This window comes from Catenisphaera adipataccumulans, assembly GCF_014202755.1.
Classification (GTDB): Bacteria; Bacillota_I; Bacilli_A; order Erysipelotrichales; family Erysipelotrichaceae; genus Catenisphaera; species Catenisphaera adipataccumulans.
In genome coordinates, this window is the sequence record NZ_JACHHK010000004.1 from 151,226 (window position 1) to 165,882 (window position 14,657).

Here is a 14,657-nt window from a genome sequence, read left to right on the forward strand (position 1 = left end):
GGACTTTTCGGTCCGGCTTTTTGTTTGTTTCGGGCAATCTTGAAAAAGAAATCAAAACCAGTTATTATAAAAATGGTCAAGGAGAACATACATTTTTCCTACACTTAGAGATAAGGGAGACCGGACGTTGCTTCTCTGTGTTGAATACCTTTGCATCGCTTAGGGATCCTAAGGTTGAGCACAGGTCACCCACCTGTACACACAGGGAAAGATCTCTGCCTCCTTGGCTTTTTTCTATGGGAGAAAATCAATGACAAATCAGGAACGTTTCAATGAAATTTTTCAGGATAAGATCAAAAGGCCGGGCAGCGAAGAGCTGTTGGCTTTTCTGAACGGCCCGCATTCGGATTTCTTTACTGCACCGGCCAGCACGCGGTTTCACGGCAATTACGAAGGCGGCTTGGTCGAGCATAGTCTGCATGTTTATGAATGCCTGACCGATTATCTGGCACGGGAACGTGTAAAGCAGATTTATGACATGCACTACAGTGAGGATACGATCGCGACGGTAGCCTTGCTTCATGATATCTGCAAGATCAACTGCTATACGGTCGGTAAACGCAACCGGAAGATCAACGGCAGCTGGCAGGAAGTGCCGTTTTATCAGTTCAATGATGAGATGCCGTACGGACATGGGGAAAAGAGCGTGTACATGATCACACCGTTCATGAAGCTTTCCCGTGAAGAAGCGTTTGCGATCCGTTACCATATGGGATTTTCAAATGATGATCCAAAAAACAATGTCGGATATGCGTTTGAGCATTTTCCGCTGGCGTTTGCGCTGAGCACGGCTGATATGGAAGCAACATATTTTTTGGATGAGGTGAGATCCTATGAATAGCATTTTTCACCGTACGAGCATCCGTCAATATAAAAATAAGCCGGTGGAAAAGGGGAAGATCATCAAACTGCTGCAGGCGGGCATGCAGGCACCTTCTGCCGGCAATCAGCAGCCGTGGCAGTTTTATCTGGTAACCAATCCCCATGCACGGGAAGAACTGGCAGCAGCCAGTCCGTATGCGGGCTGTGCCGAAGATGCACCCTTGGTGATCGTGATCGCCATGGAAAAAGCTGTGCGCTTTGCGGAATTTGAACAGATCGATTGTGCGATGGCCGCTCAGAATATTTTATTGGAGGCCGATGCGCTGGGACTGGGCGCGGTCTTCCTGGGTCTTGCCCCGATCTATCAGCGGGTCCGCCGCGTCAATGCGATCCTGCGCCTGCCGCATACTTTGGATGCTTTCGGAATGATCGCGGTCGGCTATCCGGATGAGTACGCCGATGCACACAGTCGGTATAATGTCGAAAAGATACATATTGTGAAGTGATCATGCGGTCACTTTTTTTCATTTGGGCATAAAAAAAGCGGATGTTCATCCGCATTAAATGGCATTCTTCTTTTTAAGGGTTCTCAGAGCACGGGCGCTGACGCGTACGGTCTGTTCTTTTCCGTTGATGTTCATACGAACCTTCTGCAGGTTGGCATCCCATTTGCGGCGTGAAGCACGCATAGAGTGAGAACGTTTATTTCCGTATAAAGGACCCTTACCAGATACTGCACAAACTTTTGACATCTTGTGGCCTCCTTACTTTTCATGTTACGCAATCGCTTAATTATCTTATCATGAGAGGAAATTGTTTTCAAGCGAAAGTTGATATTTGTGTAAATATAGTTTCATGATATAATATTTCAGTTGAATGGAGCGATAAGATGTTTGATCACAAAGTTTTATATATTGTCGGATTTCTGCTGAGCGTCGGCTGCATGCTTGCGATCATGCCGCGGCTGATCGCCTATCTGCATAAAATTAATTTCGGTCAGACCGAACGCGAAGAAGGACTGGCCAGCCACAAGAAGAAAAACGGGACGCCGACGATGGGCGGCATTGCTTTTATCCTGGTGCCGGTCATCTTGTATTTATTGTTTGCTGTTATCGGATTCTTTCCGCTGGATACCAATATCGGGATCATCCTGCTGGCATATCTAGGGTATGGACTGATTGGTTTTATTGATGACTATATCATTGTTGTTAAGAAAGATAATACCGGACTGAAACCATGGGTAAAATTTTTGATGCAGTCGGTATTGGCGGTTGCCTTCTTTCTATTATACGCATCCCGGGAACCGATGGATATCTGGATCCCGATCGCCAATATTCGGCTGAATCTGGGTAATTTCTATTTTATCCTGGTGTTCCTGATGTTCACGGCCGAAACCAATGCGGTCAATCTGACCGACGGATTGGATGGTCTTTGTGCCGGGCAGATGATCATTGCCTTGGTGCCGTTCTTTATTTTCTCGATCCGGCAGGGGTTTGACAATATTGCTTTTCTGATCATCATCGTGATCGGGGCGCTTTTAGGCTATTTGCGGTTCAATAAACATCCTGCACAGATCTTTATGGGGGATACCGGTTCTTTGGCCTTAGGCGGCTTTATATCGGCTGTGGCGATGGTTTTAAAACAGGAAATACTGCTGGTTTTGATCGGCGGAGTATTTGTGGCCGAAGTGCTGAGCGTTGTCATTCAGGTCACACATTATAAGCGGACGCATAAACGGATCTTCCGTATGGCGCCGCTGCATCATCATTTTGAAAAAGGCGGCATGCCGGAAACACAGGTGGTCCATCGTTTCTGGTTTGCCGGTGTGATCTTATCCGCATTGGGCTTATGGTTAGGAGTGATGTAGCATGAAAACAGTCCTGGTGATCGGTGCTGCCCGCAGCGGCATCGCTGTAAGTAAATTGTTAATGAAGCATGATTATCAAGTGCTCTTAACCGATATGAAAGAGGTCCCGGAAAAAACCGAGCTGGAACAAGCCGGCATTCAAGTGTATGACGGCGGCCATCCGGATGAGCTGAAACGGACCGATTATGCCTTTGTCGTCAAAAATCCGGGCATCCGTTATCAGGTGCCGTTTGTGCATTATTTCGTGGAACACCACGTGCCGATCTATACGGAAATTGAGATTGCCTACCGGTATGCCCCGGAATTTACTTTCGCGGCCGTGACCGGAACCGACGGCAAGACCACGGTCACAACGATGCTGCACTTGATGTTAGAGAAAAAAGCCCCGAGCCTGGCAGCCGGCAATATTGGTATTCCGCTCAGTGAGCAGGTTTTACAAAGCGACGGCACCAAAAAAGATGTGGCCATTGAGCTGAGCAACTTCCAGCTGCTCGGAGTGGATACCTTCAGGCCGCATGTATCGGTGGTCACCAATTTGGCGCCGGATCATCTGGATTATATGGATACCTTGGAAGATTACTACCGCTCCAAGATGAATATCTATAAGAATGAAACCAAAGACGATTATTTCATCCGCAATGTCGATGATGAAAACATCATGAAATATGCACAGAATATTCCATGTACGGTCATTGATTTTTCTTTAAAACGGGATGATGTCGATTTATACCGCAAAGGGCATTATGCCTACTATCACGATATCTGTCTGTTTGATACGGATACATTGAAGATCGTCGGGGATTTTAACTGCGGTGATGCGATGATGGCTGCATGTATGGCCTATCTCATGGGCGTCGATGTCAAAGATATTCAGGATGTCATCGAGCATTTCAAAGGGGTCGAGCACCGGATCGAATATGTGGAAACCATCAACGGTGTACGCATCTACAACGATACGAAGGCGACCAATACCCACAGTGCCTGTGCAGCGCTGAGCGCATTTGATAAAAACGTGATCCTGCTGTGCGGCGGGAAAGACAAGCACATTTCCTTCGATGATATGAAGCAGTTTGATCAGGAGGTCAAATACTGTATCTCATTCGGAGAGACAAAGAACCATTTCAAATCGATCTTCACACATTGGAAAGCCGTCGAGACCATGGAGGAAGCCCTGAAGGAAGCACTCAAGATGGCCGAACCGGGTGATACCATCCTGTTAAGTCCGGCATGTTCCAGTTTTGACCAGTTTAAGAACTATGAAGTCCGCGGAGAGATCTTTAAGGACTTGGTTCACAAATATGCCGAAGCAGAAAGAGAGGACTAATCCATGAGCTTTATCGCTGATTTGATCAAAACCATTCTCCTGGGAATCATTCAAGGTATTACGGAATGGCTGCCCATCAGCAGTACCGGCCACTTGATCATTTTCAACAGTATTTGGCCGCTTTTACCCCCGGAATTTTTCGAAGTCTTTAAAGTCGTTATTCAGTTCGGCAGTATCTTGGCCGTTTGTGTTCTGTATTTCCATCGGCTGAATCCGTGGGATAAAAAGAAAACACCGGAGAAAAAGAAAGAAACGTTTGAACTGTGGGGCAAAGTCATCATTGGTGTGATCCCAGCCTGTATTTTAGGGTTTTTGTTCGATAATATCATCGAAGATTATTTATCAGCCAATTTTGTCATTGCCGTCACGCTGATCGCATATGGTATTATTTTTATTGTTGTTTCCAATCATCCCAAGCGGCCGACGATCAAACATGTCAAAGATCTCGATTATAAAACAGCCTTTGAGATCGGCTGCTTCCAGTGTCTGGCATTGATTCCAGGTACGTCCCGCAGCGGTGCGACGATCTTAGGCGGTCTGTATGAAGGCTGCAGCCGGACCGTTGCCAGTGAGTTCAGTTTCTTCCTGGCGATCCCGGTGATGCTCGGGGCCAGCGTTCTGAAAATTGTGAAGTTCCTGATCGGTTCGGGTTCTTTTACCGGTACGCAGATCATCCTGCTGATCGTAGGAACCTTGGTTTCCTTTATTGTCAGTATGTTCTCGATCCGGGCCTTGCTGAATTACGTGAAAAAGCATGACTTCCGCTCTTTCGGTATTTACCGTATCGTTCTGGGTGTGATCGTCATCCTGCTGTTTTATATCTTATAAAAAAGGAGCGGATCTTCCGCTCCTTTCCTTATTTCAGAAAACTCAATGCCTGACGTCCGTAGGCATCGGCTGCATAAATGGCGTTCTTGACCAGTTCCGGTGTAACTTCAAACGGCATATTGTGAATGGTGTCGTTTTCCGCACAAGCTGCCTTGGCGACGGCCATGATCTTTTCTGGGGAGGCATTCTCGATGCCGAGCTGCTTCAATGTGACCGGCAGACCGAGCTGAACGCAGAAGTCCAGGATCTCATCCAGTTCATCGGCATCTACATCTTCCATGACCAGCTGCGTCAAGGTACCGAAGGCAACCTTTTCGCCATGATACATCAAGTGGCAGTCTTCCAAAACGGTCAGTCCGTTATGGATGGCATGGGCACCGGCTAATCCGGCACTTTCAAAACCGATGCCGGAAAGCAGGGTATTGGCTTCGATGATTTTTTCCACGGCCGGTGTGCAGGCACCCGCTTCCAGTGCGATCTTCGCTTTGATGCCGTTTTCCATCAACGTATCGAAGCAAAGCTCCGCCATGGCCATTGCAGCCTGCGTCACTTTGCCGCCGGCACAAGTCAGTGCATCACTGCGTTGGCAGGCACGGGCCTCAAAATAGGTTGCCAATGCATCGCCCATTCCGGAAACCGTCAGACGGACCGGCGATTTGGAAATGATGGTCGTATCCATCATGACCAGGTTTGGGTTGGCTTTCAGATATAAGTAATCCTCAAATTGTCCTTGATCGGTATAGATGACGGACAAGGCACTGCACGGGGCATCGGTCGATGCGATGGTCGGACAGATGATGACCGGATGATCGGTATAGTAGGCAACGGCTTTCGCGGTATCAAAGATCTTGCCGCCGCCGATGCCGATGATGACATCGCATTGTTTTTCGCGGACCACGCCTTCTAAACGCTTGATTTCGGTCATGCAGCATTCGCCGTTGAAATAATCGAAGACAAAATCCATCTTTGCATCCGCAAACGATGCTTCGATCTGCTCGCCGCTGCGTTTATAACCGCCGCGACTGATAATGATGAGCGCTTTGTTTCCATATCGTTTGGCATATTCACCGACATGGTTCATTTCGCCCGGGCCCTGGACATAGCGGCTGGGGCTGATAAAGATTTTTGACATAACGATTCCTCCTTTGTTACTTATTTCACATATTATAACATGGATAAGAAAAAAGGTATCGAAGGATACCTATTTCGTGATCGTAAAGCCGACTTTTTTGTAGACTTTGCGGATTTTTTTGTTTGCGATGTAATTGGCTTTTTCCGCACCGTTCTGTAAGACTTCGTTGATTTGTCCGCTGGCCATGATGTCTTTGTATCTGGCCTGCAGATCGGTCAGGAAATCGAAAACGGTTTGGCCGATGGCTTTTTTCAGTTCGCCGTAGCCTTTGCCTTCAAAACGGGCAACGATGCTTTCAATGGATTCTCCGGTCAATGCGGATTCAATGGTCAGCAAGTTGGCGATGCCGGGCTGATTTTCCGGATCATATTGAATGATACCGACGGAATCCGTGACGGCAGACATGATCTTTTTGCGGGCTGCAGCCGGCGGATCAAGCAGATCGATGGTGCCTTTGGGATTTTCCTCTGATTTACTCATCTTTTTGGTCGGATCCTGCAGGGAATAAATTTTTTGTCCGACAGTGGTCATCAGCGGTTCCGGCAGCACGAAGGTGTCGCTGTAGCGATTGTTGAAACGTTCAGCCAGATCGCGGGTCAGTTCCACATGCTGCTTCTGGTCAATACCGACCGGCACGTATTTAGGATCATACAGCAGGATATCTGCTGCCATCAGGCAGGGATACGTAAATAAACCAGCGGTGATCCCGGTTTCGCCGTTGGCGGTCTTACTTTTGTACTGCGTCATGCGCTGCAGTTCGCCCATATAGGACATACAAGTCATGACCCAGCCAAGTTTCGCATGAGCATCCACATCACTTTGTAAAAAGAGGGTCGTCTTTTCCGGGTCGATGCCGCTGGCTAGATACAAGGCAATCAGATCTTTCGTATTCTGCCGGAGCTCTTTGGCCTCGATCGGTACCGTAATGGCATGTTCATTGGCAATAAAGATGTACATTTCGTATTCGTCCTGAAATTTGACGAACTGTCGGATCGCTCCGATATAATTTCCGAGGGTCAGACGGCCCGTCGGTTTGATGGCACTAAGCATTCTCTCCATAATTGTTTCACTTCCTTTGCCTTCTATTTTACTTGCTATTGACATTATATACAAGTGCGATATAATAAACTGAACACAGTAAAGGAGGTTTATAGTATGGTTATTATTTATACATCTCCGGGGTGCGCAAGCTGCCGTAAAGCAAAACAATGGCTGAAAAACAACCACATCGAATTTGTGGAAAAAAACATTTTCAAAAGCATCCTGAACGAAGACGAGATCAAATACATTCTGTCCCGCAGTGAAAACGGAACCGAAGATGTGATTTCCGTTCGTTCCAAGGCTTTCCAAGCCTTAAAAAAACAGGACAAAGACATTGATGATTTATCGATGAAAGAACTGGCCCAGCTGATCCAGGAAAATCCTTCGATCCTGCGCCGGCCGATCATGATCAGTGAAAAGAGTTTCGTTGTCGGCTATGATGATGATGAGATCACGACGATGATGACGCCGTCGATGCGCAGAGCGATCGATGACAGCTGCAACCCAAGCTGCCCGAATTACGCAGTCTGCGGCAGTGTTCGGAAAGACTGTGATGAAAAGGCCGGTCAGCTGCATTTGGAAACACAAAATGAAAAGACTCGCATTCCTGCGTAGTCTTTTTTTGTTTATAAGATCTTCTTCCAGTAGACATCGGACTGTTTTCGTAGTTCTTGATCCAGTTTTTCCAGACCGACGGTTTCTGCCAATGTTTTCTGTCCGGAAAATAAATCGGTGCCCAGTCCTAAGCGGTGGCCGGGTATCTTGACGCCCATCGCAGAAAGGGTGGTCGGGAACAGGTCCATTGTCGTAAAGAGCCGGCGGTGCGTATATTCGGTCTTGTTTTTTGCATGCAGGAATACGTTGTACACCGTGCGGTCATAATCTTTCTCATAAGTATGACGGATGTAGTCTTCTGCCATGCTCGTATGATCGCCGCTGATCATCACCGTCGTGTTCGCATAGAATGGCTGCTGCTGGATCCATTCGACCAGCTCGCCGATCCGTGCGGAACTGATGCGGATGATATTGCTGAGCCGTTCCGGATAGATATCTTGATAGTCGTGTCCTTTATATCCTTTGGGATGATGGGTATCCACGGTCAGCAGGGTAAAGTGAAAAGGCTGATCGCCGGCAGCCAGACGGGTAAGCTCCTGCTTGGCAAATTCGACCAGTTTTTCATCTTCGAATCCCCAGAAGACATGATAACCTTCCGGCAGGAATGCCTTGGCTTTTTCATAATCAAAGATCTCCGTATGACCATGCTGTTCATAATAATATCGCCGGCCGCCGAAGGTCGCATCGCTGCCGATGCACAATTCCTGTTGGTATCCTTGTTCTTCAAGAATATCGCCCAATGTTTTCGAATGGCCGAGAAACGGCGTATTTTCTTTAAAGCGGTGGCTGACGGTCGGAACGGTCAGGCCGACGCCTGCAGTCTGGGCCACCATGCCGCCGGTCGTCCAGCCGGTGCCGGCAACCACATGAGCACCGCCCATGCGGTCCGTATGGGAAAAATGGACGTTGTCCGGATCTTTGGCCAGTTTCGATAATTCGGGGATCAAGTCTTCCGGATAATCGCCGCCGTTTTCTTTTGAAGTATAGGTCGTTTCCATGGACTCCATAAAAATATGGATCAGGTTCTGCTTCTGTTCCGGAAATTCCAGATGGACATCATGCGGATCGGTATAATACTGATCATATAGACCGGTATGCCGGAATTGATTGATGACCCATTCAAAGAAACCGACACGATGCGCGGCAATGATCAAAAACAACAGACAAAGCCAGGCGCTGATATAACCGGATTCTATGCGAATGATCGGTACACAGAGGATCAGCAGCAGAAAAATGACAGTCGCGGCGATGGCTTTCGAAAAGCATAGGCGGACCCAGTCATGGAGAAATTCTGTATTTGTGCCTTCCAGCGGAACTTTTAAGTGGAAGACAATTTGTTCAAAGCACGAAAGACCGAAATAATTCATGGCCCATTTGGCCGAAAAGGCCAGTGCAGATGTAATTAAAACGCCTAGTAAACTAAAAAAATATCCCATTCGAATTCCTTTCAATGTGTGATTATAACACACTCGGTCACAATTGCGTACAACGAAGCCGGCTAAATAGTTAATGGATTTGAAATATTTTCATCGGTGTAAATTTTTTGAAAACATGTGAAAGAAAATCGGGAAAAATCCCTTTATATAAAATATGTTTGTATCAGCGGTAAACTATGTTATAATTTCTCCGGGAATGGAATCGTTTACATAAAGGAGGAACTATGGGAAAGAAGTATACCTATTTATTCCGCGAAGGAAACGAAAACATGCGTGAGCTTTTGGGCGGCAAGGGTGCCAACCTGGCCGAAATGAGCAATCTTGGCATGCCGGTTCCTTACGGATTTACGATCACGACCGAAGCTTGTACACAATATTACAAGGACGGCGAAAAAATTAACGACGAAATCAAAGAACAAATCTTTGAATATTTGGATAAGCTGGAAAAACAGAGCGGCAAGAAGCTGGGCGATAAAGAAAATCCGCTGTTAGTCAGCGTGCGTTCCGGTGCCCGCGCCAGCATGCCAGGTATGATGGATACAATTTTGAACCTTGGTTTGAACGATGAGGTCGTAGAGACAGTTGCAGAATTAACGAAAAACGAACGGTTTGCGTATGATTCGTACCGCCGTTTTATTCAAATGTTCTCCGATGTCGTCATGGGTCTGAATAAAGCCCGTTTTGAAAAGATCATCGATGATTTGAAAGCAAAACGCGGCATCGAAAGTGATCTGGATCTGACGGCTGATGATATGAAAGAACTGGTTGTTTTGTTCAAACAGTTCTATGAAAGCGAATTGCTGGAAAGTTTCCCGCAGGAACCAAAAGAACAGTTGATGCGTGCCATCGAAGCCGTTTTTAAATCTTGGGACAACCCGCGTGCCATTTATTACCGCCGGATGAATAACATTCCGTCCAGCTGGGGCACAGCGGTCAACGTACAGATGATGGTCTTCGGCAACATGGGCAACGACTGCGGCACCGGTGTTGCATTTACCCGCAACCCAAGTACCGGAGAAAAGAAACTTTACGGTGAGTTTTTGATGAACGCACAGGGCGAGGATGTTGTCGCCGGTGTGCGCACCCCGAATAAAATTGATGAATTAAAAGAGATCGCACCGGATGCGTACGATCAATTTGTGAATATCTGCAGTACGTTGGAAAAGCATTACCGTAACATGCAGGATATGGAGTTTACCATTGAAAAGGGCAAACTGTTCATGCTGCAGACGCGCAATGGTAAACGGACAGCACAGGCGGCACTGAAGATTGCCTGCGATATGGTCGACGAAGGCATGATCACGACGGATGAGGCCTTGATGATGGTCGAGCCGCAGCAATTGGATTCGCTGCTGCACCCGATGTTTGATGAAAAAGCGCTGAAGAAGGCAGAGCCGATCGCTTCTGCTTTGCCGGCCAGCCCAGGCGCTGCCTGCGGTGAGATCGTCTTCTCTGCAGATGAAGCCATCCAACAAACAGAAGCCGGACATAAAGTTGTCCTGGTTCGTTTGGAAACCAGTCCGGAAGATATTGAAGGCATGCACGTTGCCGAAGGTGTGCTGACGGTGCGCGGCGGTATGACCAGCCACGCTGCAGTTGTCGCCCGCGGTATGGGCGCCTGCTGTGTTGCCGGCTGCGGTGTCCTGAACATGCACGAAGAGGAAGGATATTTTTCGGTCGGCAATAAAAAATATTTCCGCGGCGATGTCATCTCCATCGATGGATCGACGGGAAATGTTTACGGCGAAGCTATTAAGACCGTGCCGGCAACGATTTCCGGCAACTTCGAACGTTTCATGCGCTGGGCCGATGAACGCCGCACGCTGGAAGTGCGCACGAATGCCGATACGCCGCGGGATGCCAAACAAGCCTACGACTTCGGCGCACAGGGAATCGGTCTGGTTCGTACGGAGCATATGTTCTTTGACGGCGACCGCATCAAAGCCATGCGGGAAATGATCGTTGCCAAGACGGCCGAACAACGCCGCAAAGCATTGGATAAGATCCTGCCGATGCAGCGCAACGATTTTGTCGGTATCTATGAAGCGATGAACGGCAATCCGGTCACGATCCGTTATTTGGATCCGCCGCTTCACGAATTCCTGCCGAAAACCAAAGAGGATATCGTTGCTTTGGCTCATGAGATGAATATGCGCCCGCAGGATCTGGAACAGGTGGTTGCGGATCTGCATGAATTCAACCCGATGTTAGGTCACCGCGGTGTCCGTCTGGCGGTTACGTATCCGGAAATTGCCGAAATGCAGACGAAAGCCGTGATCGAGGCTGCGATCCTGGTACAAAAGGAACATTCCGAATGGAATCTGGAACCGGAGATCATGATCCCGCTGGTTGGTGATTTAAATGAGTTCAAATATGTCAAAAAAGTTGTCGTACGGACAGCGGATGACCTGCTGAAGAAAGCGAATATGAAACTGAACTATCATGTTGGTACGATGATCGAGATCCCACGTGCCGCTCTGCTGAGCGATCAGATTGCGGAAGAAGCCGAATTCTTCTGCTTCGGTACAAACGATCTGACCCAGCTGACATATGGTTTCTCCCGTGATGATGCCGGTGCATTCCTGTCGGATTACTATGATAAACGAATCTTTGAACAAGATCCGTTCGTGCATTTGGACCAGCAGGGTGTCGGTCGCTTGATCCGTTACTCGGTCAAGAAGGGCAAGGAAACACGTCCGGATATCCATCTGGGTATCTGCGGTGAACACGGCGGCGATCCAGAATCGATCGAGTTCTGCCATCGAGTCGGTTTGAACTATGTATCCTGCTCACCGTTCCGGGTACCAATTGCCCGTCTGGCAGCTGCACAGGCTGCAATCAAAAACGACTGATTGAGAGGGACTTTTGTCCCTCTTTTTTTCGGGCGGGAAACAGAGTAAAATAAAACCATAGAATAGGAGTGAACACATGAAATACGATTTTGATCAGGAAATTATCCGTAAAAATACCGATTCATTAAAATGGGATTCAGAAAATGCGAAACTGCCGATGTGGGTAGCTGACATGGATTTTGAAGTTGCGCCATGCATCCGTAAAGCGCTTCAAAACCGCGTGAATGTCGGCGCATACGGCTACAGCTTGATCCCGGATGGTTTTTATAAAACGATCCAGCGCTGGTGGCTGGAACGGCACGGTATCGGCTTTGATTCCGAGATGATGCAGTTCTGCATCGGCGTGCTGCCGGGCATCACTTCGGCGATCCGTCGTTTTACTGCACCGGGCGAATCGATCTTGATCCAGTCACCCGTCTACCACATGTTTTATCATCTAGTCGAGCAGGCCGGCCGTCGTGTCGTGGAAAATCCGCTTCGGTATACCAATCATCAGTATGCGATCGATTTTGAGGATCTGGAAAGTAAATTAGCCCGTCCGGATGTGACAATGATGATCTTATGCAACCCGCAGAATCCGACCGGAACCATCTGGGAAAGGGACGATCTTGCTAAGATCGGCGAGCTTTGCCAGCGTTATCATGTATTGGTGATCAGTGATGAGATCCACTGCGATATCGTGCAGCCAGGCTTCTCGTATATTCCGTTTGCGAAAGTCAACGAAACGTGCAAGAACAACAGTATCACGTTGGTCTCTGCCACCAAGGCTTTTAACATTGCCGGCATTGAGTCGGCATGTGCCATTGTTCCGGATCCGGCGATCCGCGAACGTTTTCAGCGGCAGGTACAGGTCGATGGTTTCTCACAGCCAAATTTCTTCTCTGCAGATGCATCGATCGCGGCATTTGAAGCGGGGGATGACTGGCTGGATCAGATGAATGCGTACGTGTTTGAAAACAAGAAGACGGTCGTAGAATTCTGCCAGGAATCGCTGCCGAAACTGCACATCATTGATAGTCATGCGACCTATCTCCTGTGGGTTGATTGTTCGCAGATTACGGATAATACCGATGATTTATGCGATCTGCTGCTGAAAAAATATGGATTGTATGTTTCCAAAGGAAGCGACTTCGGTGAAAACGGCCGACCGTTCTTCCGCATGAACATCGCCTGTCCGACACAGCAGGTCCTGGAATCGCTGCTTGCGCTGCGTAAAGGCCTGCAGGCATATAAGATCCGCAAAGCAGATTCGATCGAATAAAAAAATGCTCCGAAAATTCGGAGCATTTTTTTATAGATTTGTATAACCCATCAACCAGCGGTCGATTGCTTTGGCAGCTTCTTTGCCTTCATGGATCGCCCAGACGACCAACGACTGGCCGCGGCGGGCATCGCCGGCCGCAAAGACTTGTTCATCAGCGGTTTGATACTGATGGGTGACAATGGTATTGCGCGGTGTGGTTTCCAGCTGGAAAGCCTTCTGAACATAATCCTCAATGCCGACAAAACCAGCCGCGATCAGCAGCAGATCGCATGGCAGGGTCTGTTCGCTGCCGGCTACTTCCTGCAGCTTGCCGTCTTTGAAGCCGACTTTCACGGTCTTGACCGCTGTCAGCTGATTGTCTTTGGAAATAAATTCCTTGATCGTGGTTTCATAAATGCGCGGATCTTTGCCGAATCGGAAAATGCTTTCCTGCTGGCCGTAGTCGGTCTTGCAGACTTTCGGCCACTCTGGCCAAGGATTGTCGGCTGCCCGGGTGTCCGGGGCTTTCGGCATCATTTCCAGCTGCGTCACGGACGCACAGCCTTGGCGGATCGCAGTGCCGGTGCAGTCGTTGCCGGTATCGCCGCCGCCGACAATGATGACATTTTTATCTTTGGCATTGATATAGTCGGTATCATCCAGCAGATGTTTGGTCATCTGGGTGAGATAATCGACCGCAAAGTAGATGCCGCGGATGTTGCGGTTTTTGGCATTTAGATCACGGGCTTTTTTCGAACCGGTGCAGAGCAGAATAACATCGTAGTCTTTTTTCAGCTGTTTTTCGGAAAGATCTTGTCCGACATTGACGTTGGTTTTAAATTCTACGCCTTCTGCTTCCAGGATCTCGATCCGGCGCTTGATGTATTTTTTATTCAATTTCATGTTCGGAATTCCGTACATCAGCAGACCGCCCGGCCGGTTTTCGCGTTCAAAGACCGTGACGTGATGACCGCGTTGATTTAAATCATGCGCAGCTGCCAGTCCGGAAGGACCGGAACCAATGATCGCAATGCGCTTGTCGGTATGGATCTGCGGCAGGACTGGTTTGACCCAGCCGTTGGCATAAGCCGTCTCGATGATGAACAGTTCATCATCATGAATGGTCACGGATTGACCGTCATAACCGTTCAGGCAGGCTTTCTCGCACAGGGCAGGGCACACCCGGCCGGTGAATTCCGGATACGGGTTGGTCTTGCTTAAACGTTCATATGCTTCTTTCAAGTGATTTTTATAGATCGCATCGTTCCATTCCGGCACAAGATTGTGCAGCGGACAGCCGGTGACCATGCGGTTTAGTTCCAGTGCGGACTGACAGAACGGTACCCCGCAGTTCATACAGCGGGCCGCTTGTTTTCTCCGCTCTTCCGCATCATGCGGAAGTTTAAATTCTTCAAAATCCTGAATACGATCGGAAGGCGACTTCCATGTGTTTTCATTGCGTTCATATTCTAAGAATCCGGTAGGTTTTCCCATGTC

Annotated in this window: 13 protein-coding genes; 8 read left to right on the forward strand and 5 right to left on the reverse strand. The window is 48.3% G+C overall.

Annotated features, from left to right (window positions below; translation table 11 throughout):
* Positions 1-250: 250 nt before the first annotated feature.
* Both HNQ47_RS06505 and HNQ47_RS06510 read left to right on the forward strand, forming a co-directional pair.
* The gene (locus tag HNQ47_RS06505) at positions 251-841 is read left to right on the forward strand and encodes an HD domain-containing protein (RefSeq protein WP_183328590.1); all 591 of its coding nucleotides are present in this window, start codon (positions 251-253) and stop codon (positions 839-841) included.
* Positions 834-1,328: a nitroreductase family protein gene (locus tag HNQ47_RS06510; protein WP_183328591.1), complete on the forward strand. Its 495-nt coding sequence runs from the start codon at positions 834-836 to the stop codon at positions 1,326-1,328. Before HNQ47_RS06505 ends, HNQ47_RS06510 begins: the two co-directional genes overlap by 8 nt.
* A 54-nt stretch (positions 1,329-1,382) precedes the next feature.
* On the opposite strand, the gene rpmB is transcribed toward HNQ47_RS06510, so the two are convergent.
* A complete protein-coding gene (gene rpmB, locus HNQ47_RS06515) occupies positions 1,383-1,574 on the reverse strand; it encodes a 50S ribosomal protein L28 (RefSeq protein ID WP_183328592.1) in 192 nt (63 codons plus the stop codon).
* Positions 1,575-1,711: 137 nt separating this feature from the next.
* Between rpmB and mraY the strand changes: the two genes are divergently transcribed.
* From mraY to HNQ47_RS06530, 3 genes are read left to right on the forward strand one after another with little or no spacing between them, the layout of a single operon-like run.
* Entirely contained in the window at positions 1,712-2,689 is a 978-nt protein-coding gene (gene mraY, locus HNQ47_RS06520; protein WP_183328593.1) for a phospho-N-acetylmuramoyl-pentapeptide-transferase, read from the forward strand.
* Between the two features lies 1 nt (position 2,690).
* Positions 2,691-4,013, forward strand: coding sequence for a UDP-N-acetylmuramoyl-L-alanine--D-glutamate ligase (murD, locus tag HNQ47_RS06525; protein WP_183328594.1), 1,323 nt, complete (start codon positions 2,691-2,693; stop codon positions 4,011-4,013).
* Between the two features lie 3 nt (positions 4,014-4,016).
* On the forward strand, positions 4,017-4,841 hold the full coding sequence (locus HNQ47_RS06530) for an undecaprenyl-diphosphate phosphatase (protein WP_183328595.1): 825 nt from the start codon (positions 4,017-4,019) through the stop codon (positions 4,839-4,841).
* Between the two features lie 28 nt (positions 4,842-4,869).
* Here HNQ47_RS06530 and HNQ47_RS06535 read toward each other — a convergent pair whose 3' ends face one another.
* On the reverse strand, positions 4,870-5,973 hold the full coding sequence (locus HNQ47_RS06535) for a glycerol dehydrogenase (protein ID WP_183328596.1): 1,104 nt from the start codon (positions 5,971-5,973) through the stop codon (positions 4,870-4,872).
* Between the two features lie 69 nt (positions 5,974-6,042).
* Positions 6,043-7,032, reverse strand: coding sequence for a tryptophan--tRNA ligase (gene trpS / locus HNQ47_RS06540; protein WP_183328597.1), 990 nt, complete (start codon positions 7,030-7,032; stop codon positions 6,043-6,045).
* A gap of 96 nt (positions 7,033-7,128) precedes the next feature.
* On the opposite strand from trpS, the gene HNQ47_RS06545 reads away from it, so the two are divergent.
* Positions 7,129-7,629: a Spx/MgsR family RNA polymerase-binding regulatory protein gene (locus HNQ47_RS06545; protein ID WP_183328598.1), complete on the forward strand. Its 501-nt coding sequence runs from the start codon at positions 7,129-7,131 to the stop codon at positions 7,627-7,629.
* Between the two features lie 11 nt (positions 7,630-7,640).
* Here HNQ47_RS06545 and HNQ47_RS06550 read toward each other — a convergent pair whose 3' ends face one another.
* Positions 7,641-9,080, reverse strand: a complete 1,440-nt coding sequence (locus HNQ47_RS06550; RefSeq protein ID WP_183328599.1) for an LTA synthase family protein — start codon at positions 9,078-9,080, stop codon at positions 7,641-7,643.
* A 209-nt stretch (positions 9,081-9,289) separates the two neighbouring features.
* Here HNQ47_RS06550 and ppdK point away from each other — a divergent pair, with 209 nt between their 5' ends.
* Both ppdK and HNQ47_RS06560 read left to right on the forward strand, forming a co-directional pair.
* Complete coding sequence (gene ppdK, locus HNQ47_RS06555; protein ID WP_183328600.1) at positions 9,290-11,917, forward strand: pyruvate, phosphate dikinase; 2,628 nt, start codon at positions 9,290-9,292, stop codon at positions 11,915-11,917.
* A 76-nt stretch (positions 11,918-11,993) separates the two neighbouring features.
* On the forward strand, positions 11,994-13,178 hold the full coding sequence (locus HNQ47_RS06560; RefSeq protein WP_183328601.1) for a MalY/PatB family protein: 1,185 nt from the start codon (positions 11,994-11,996) through the stop codon (positions 13,176-13,178).
* Between the two features lie 30 nt (positions 13,179-13,208).
* Here the strand turns inward: HNQ47_RS06560 and HNQ47_RS06565 are convergent, their stop codons facing one another.
* Complete coding sequence (locus tag HNQ47_RS06565; RefSeq protein WP_183328602.1) at positions 13,209-14,654, reverse strand: glutamate synthase subunit beta; 1,446 nt, start codon at positions 14,652-14,654, stop codon at positions 13,209-13,211.
* Positions 14,655-14,657: the final 3 nt, after the last annotated feature.

What these genes read in the sequence shown, in the direction of transcription:
- HNQ47_RS06505 (WP_183328590.1), top strand. Translation starts at nt 251, where the DNA reads ATGACAAATCAGGAACGTTTCAATGAAATTTTTCAGGATAAGATCAAA.
- HNQ47_RS06510 (WP_183328591.1), top strand. Translation starts at nt 834, where the DNA reads ATGAATAGCATTTTTCACCGTACGAGCATCCGTCAATATAAAAATAAG.
- rpmB (WP_183328592.1), bottom strand. Translation starts at nt 1,574, where the DNA reads ATGTCAAAAGTTTGTGCAGTATCTGGTAAGGGTCCTTTATACGGAAAT.
- mraY (WP_183328593.1), top strand. Translation starts at nt 1,712, where the DNA reads ATGTTTGATCACAAAGTTTTATATATTGTCGGATTTCTGCTGAGCGTC.
- murD (WP_183328594.1), top strand. Translation starts at nt 2,691, where the DNA reads ATGAAAACAGTCCTGGTGATCGGTGCTGCCCGCAGCGGCATCGCTGTA.
- HNQ47_RS06530 (WP_183328595.1), top strand. Translation starts at nt 4,017, where the DNA reads ATGAGCTTTATCGCTGATTTGATCAAAACCATTCTCCTGGGAATCATT.
- HNQ47_RS06535 (WP_183328596.1), bottom strand. Translation starts at nt 5,973, where the DNA reads ATGTCAAAAATCTTTATCAGCCCCAGCCGCTATGTCCAGGGCCCGGGC.
- trpS (WP_183328597.1), bottom strand. Translation starts at nt 7,032, where the DNA reads ATGGAGAGAATGCTTAGTGCCATCAAACCGACGGGCCGTCTGACCCTC.
- HNQ47_RS06545 (WP_183328598.1), top strand. Translation starts at nt 7,129, where the DNA reads ATGGTTATTATTTATACATCTCCGGGGTGCGCAAGCTGCCGTAAAGCA.
- ppdK (WP_183328600.1), top strand. Translation starts at nt 9,290, where the DNA reads ATGGGAAAGAAGTATACCTATTTATTCCGCGAAGGAAACGAAAACATG.
- HNQ47_RS06560 (WP_183328601.1), top strand. Translation starts at nt 11,994, where the DNA reads ATGAAATACGATTTTGATCAGGAAATTATCCGTAAAAATACCGATTCA.
- HNQ47_RS06565 (WP_183328602.1), bottom strand. Translation starts at nt 14,654, where the DNA reads ATGGGAAAACCTACCGGATTCTTAGAATATGAACGCAATGAAAACACA.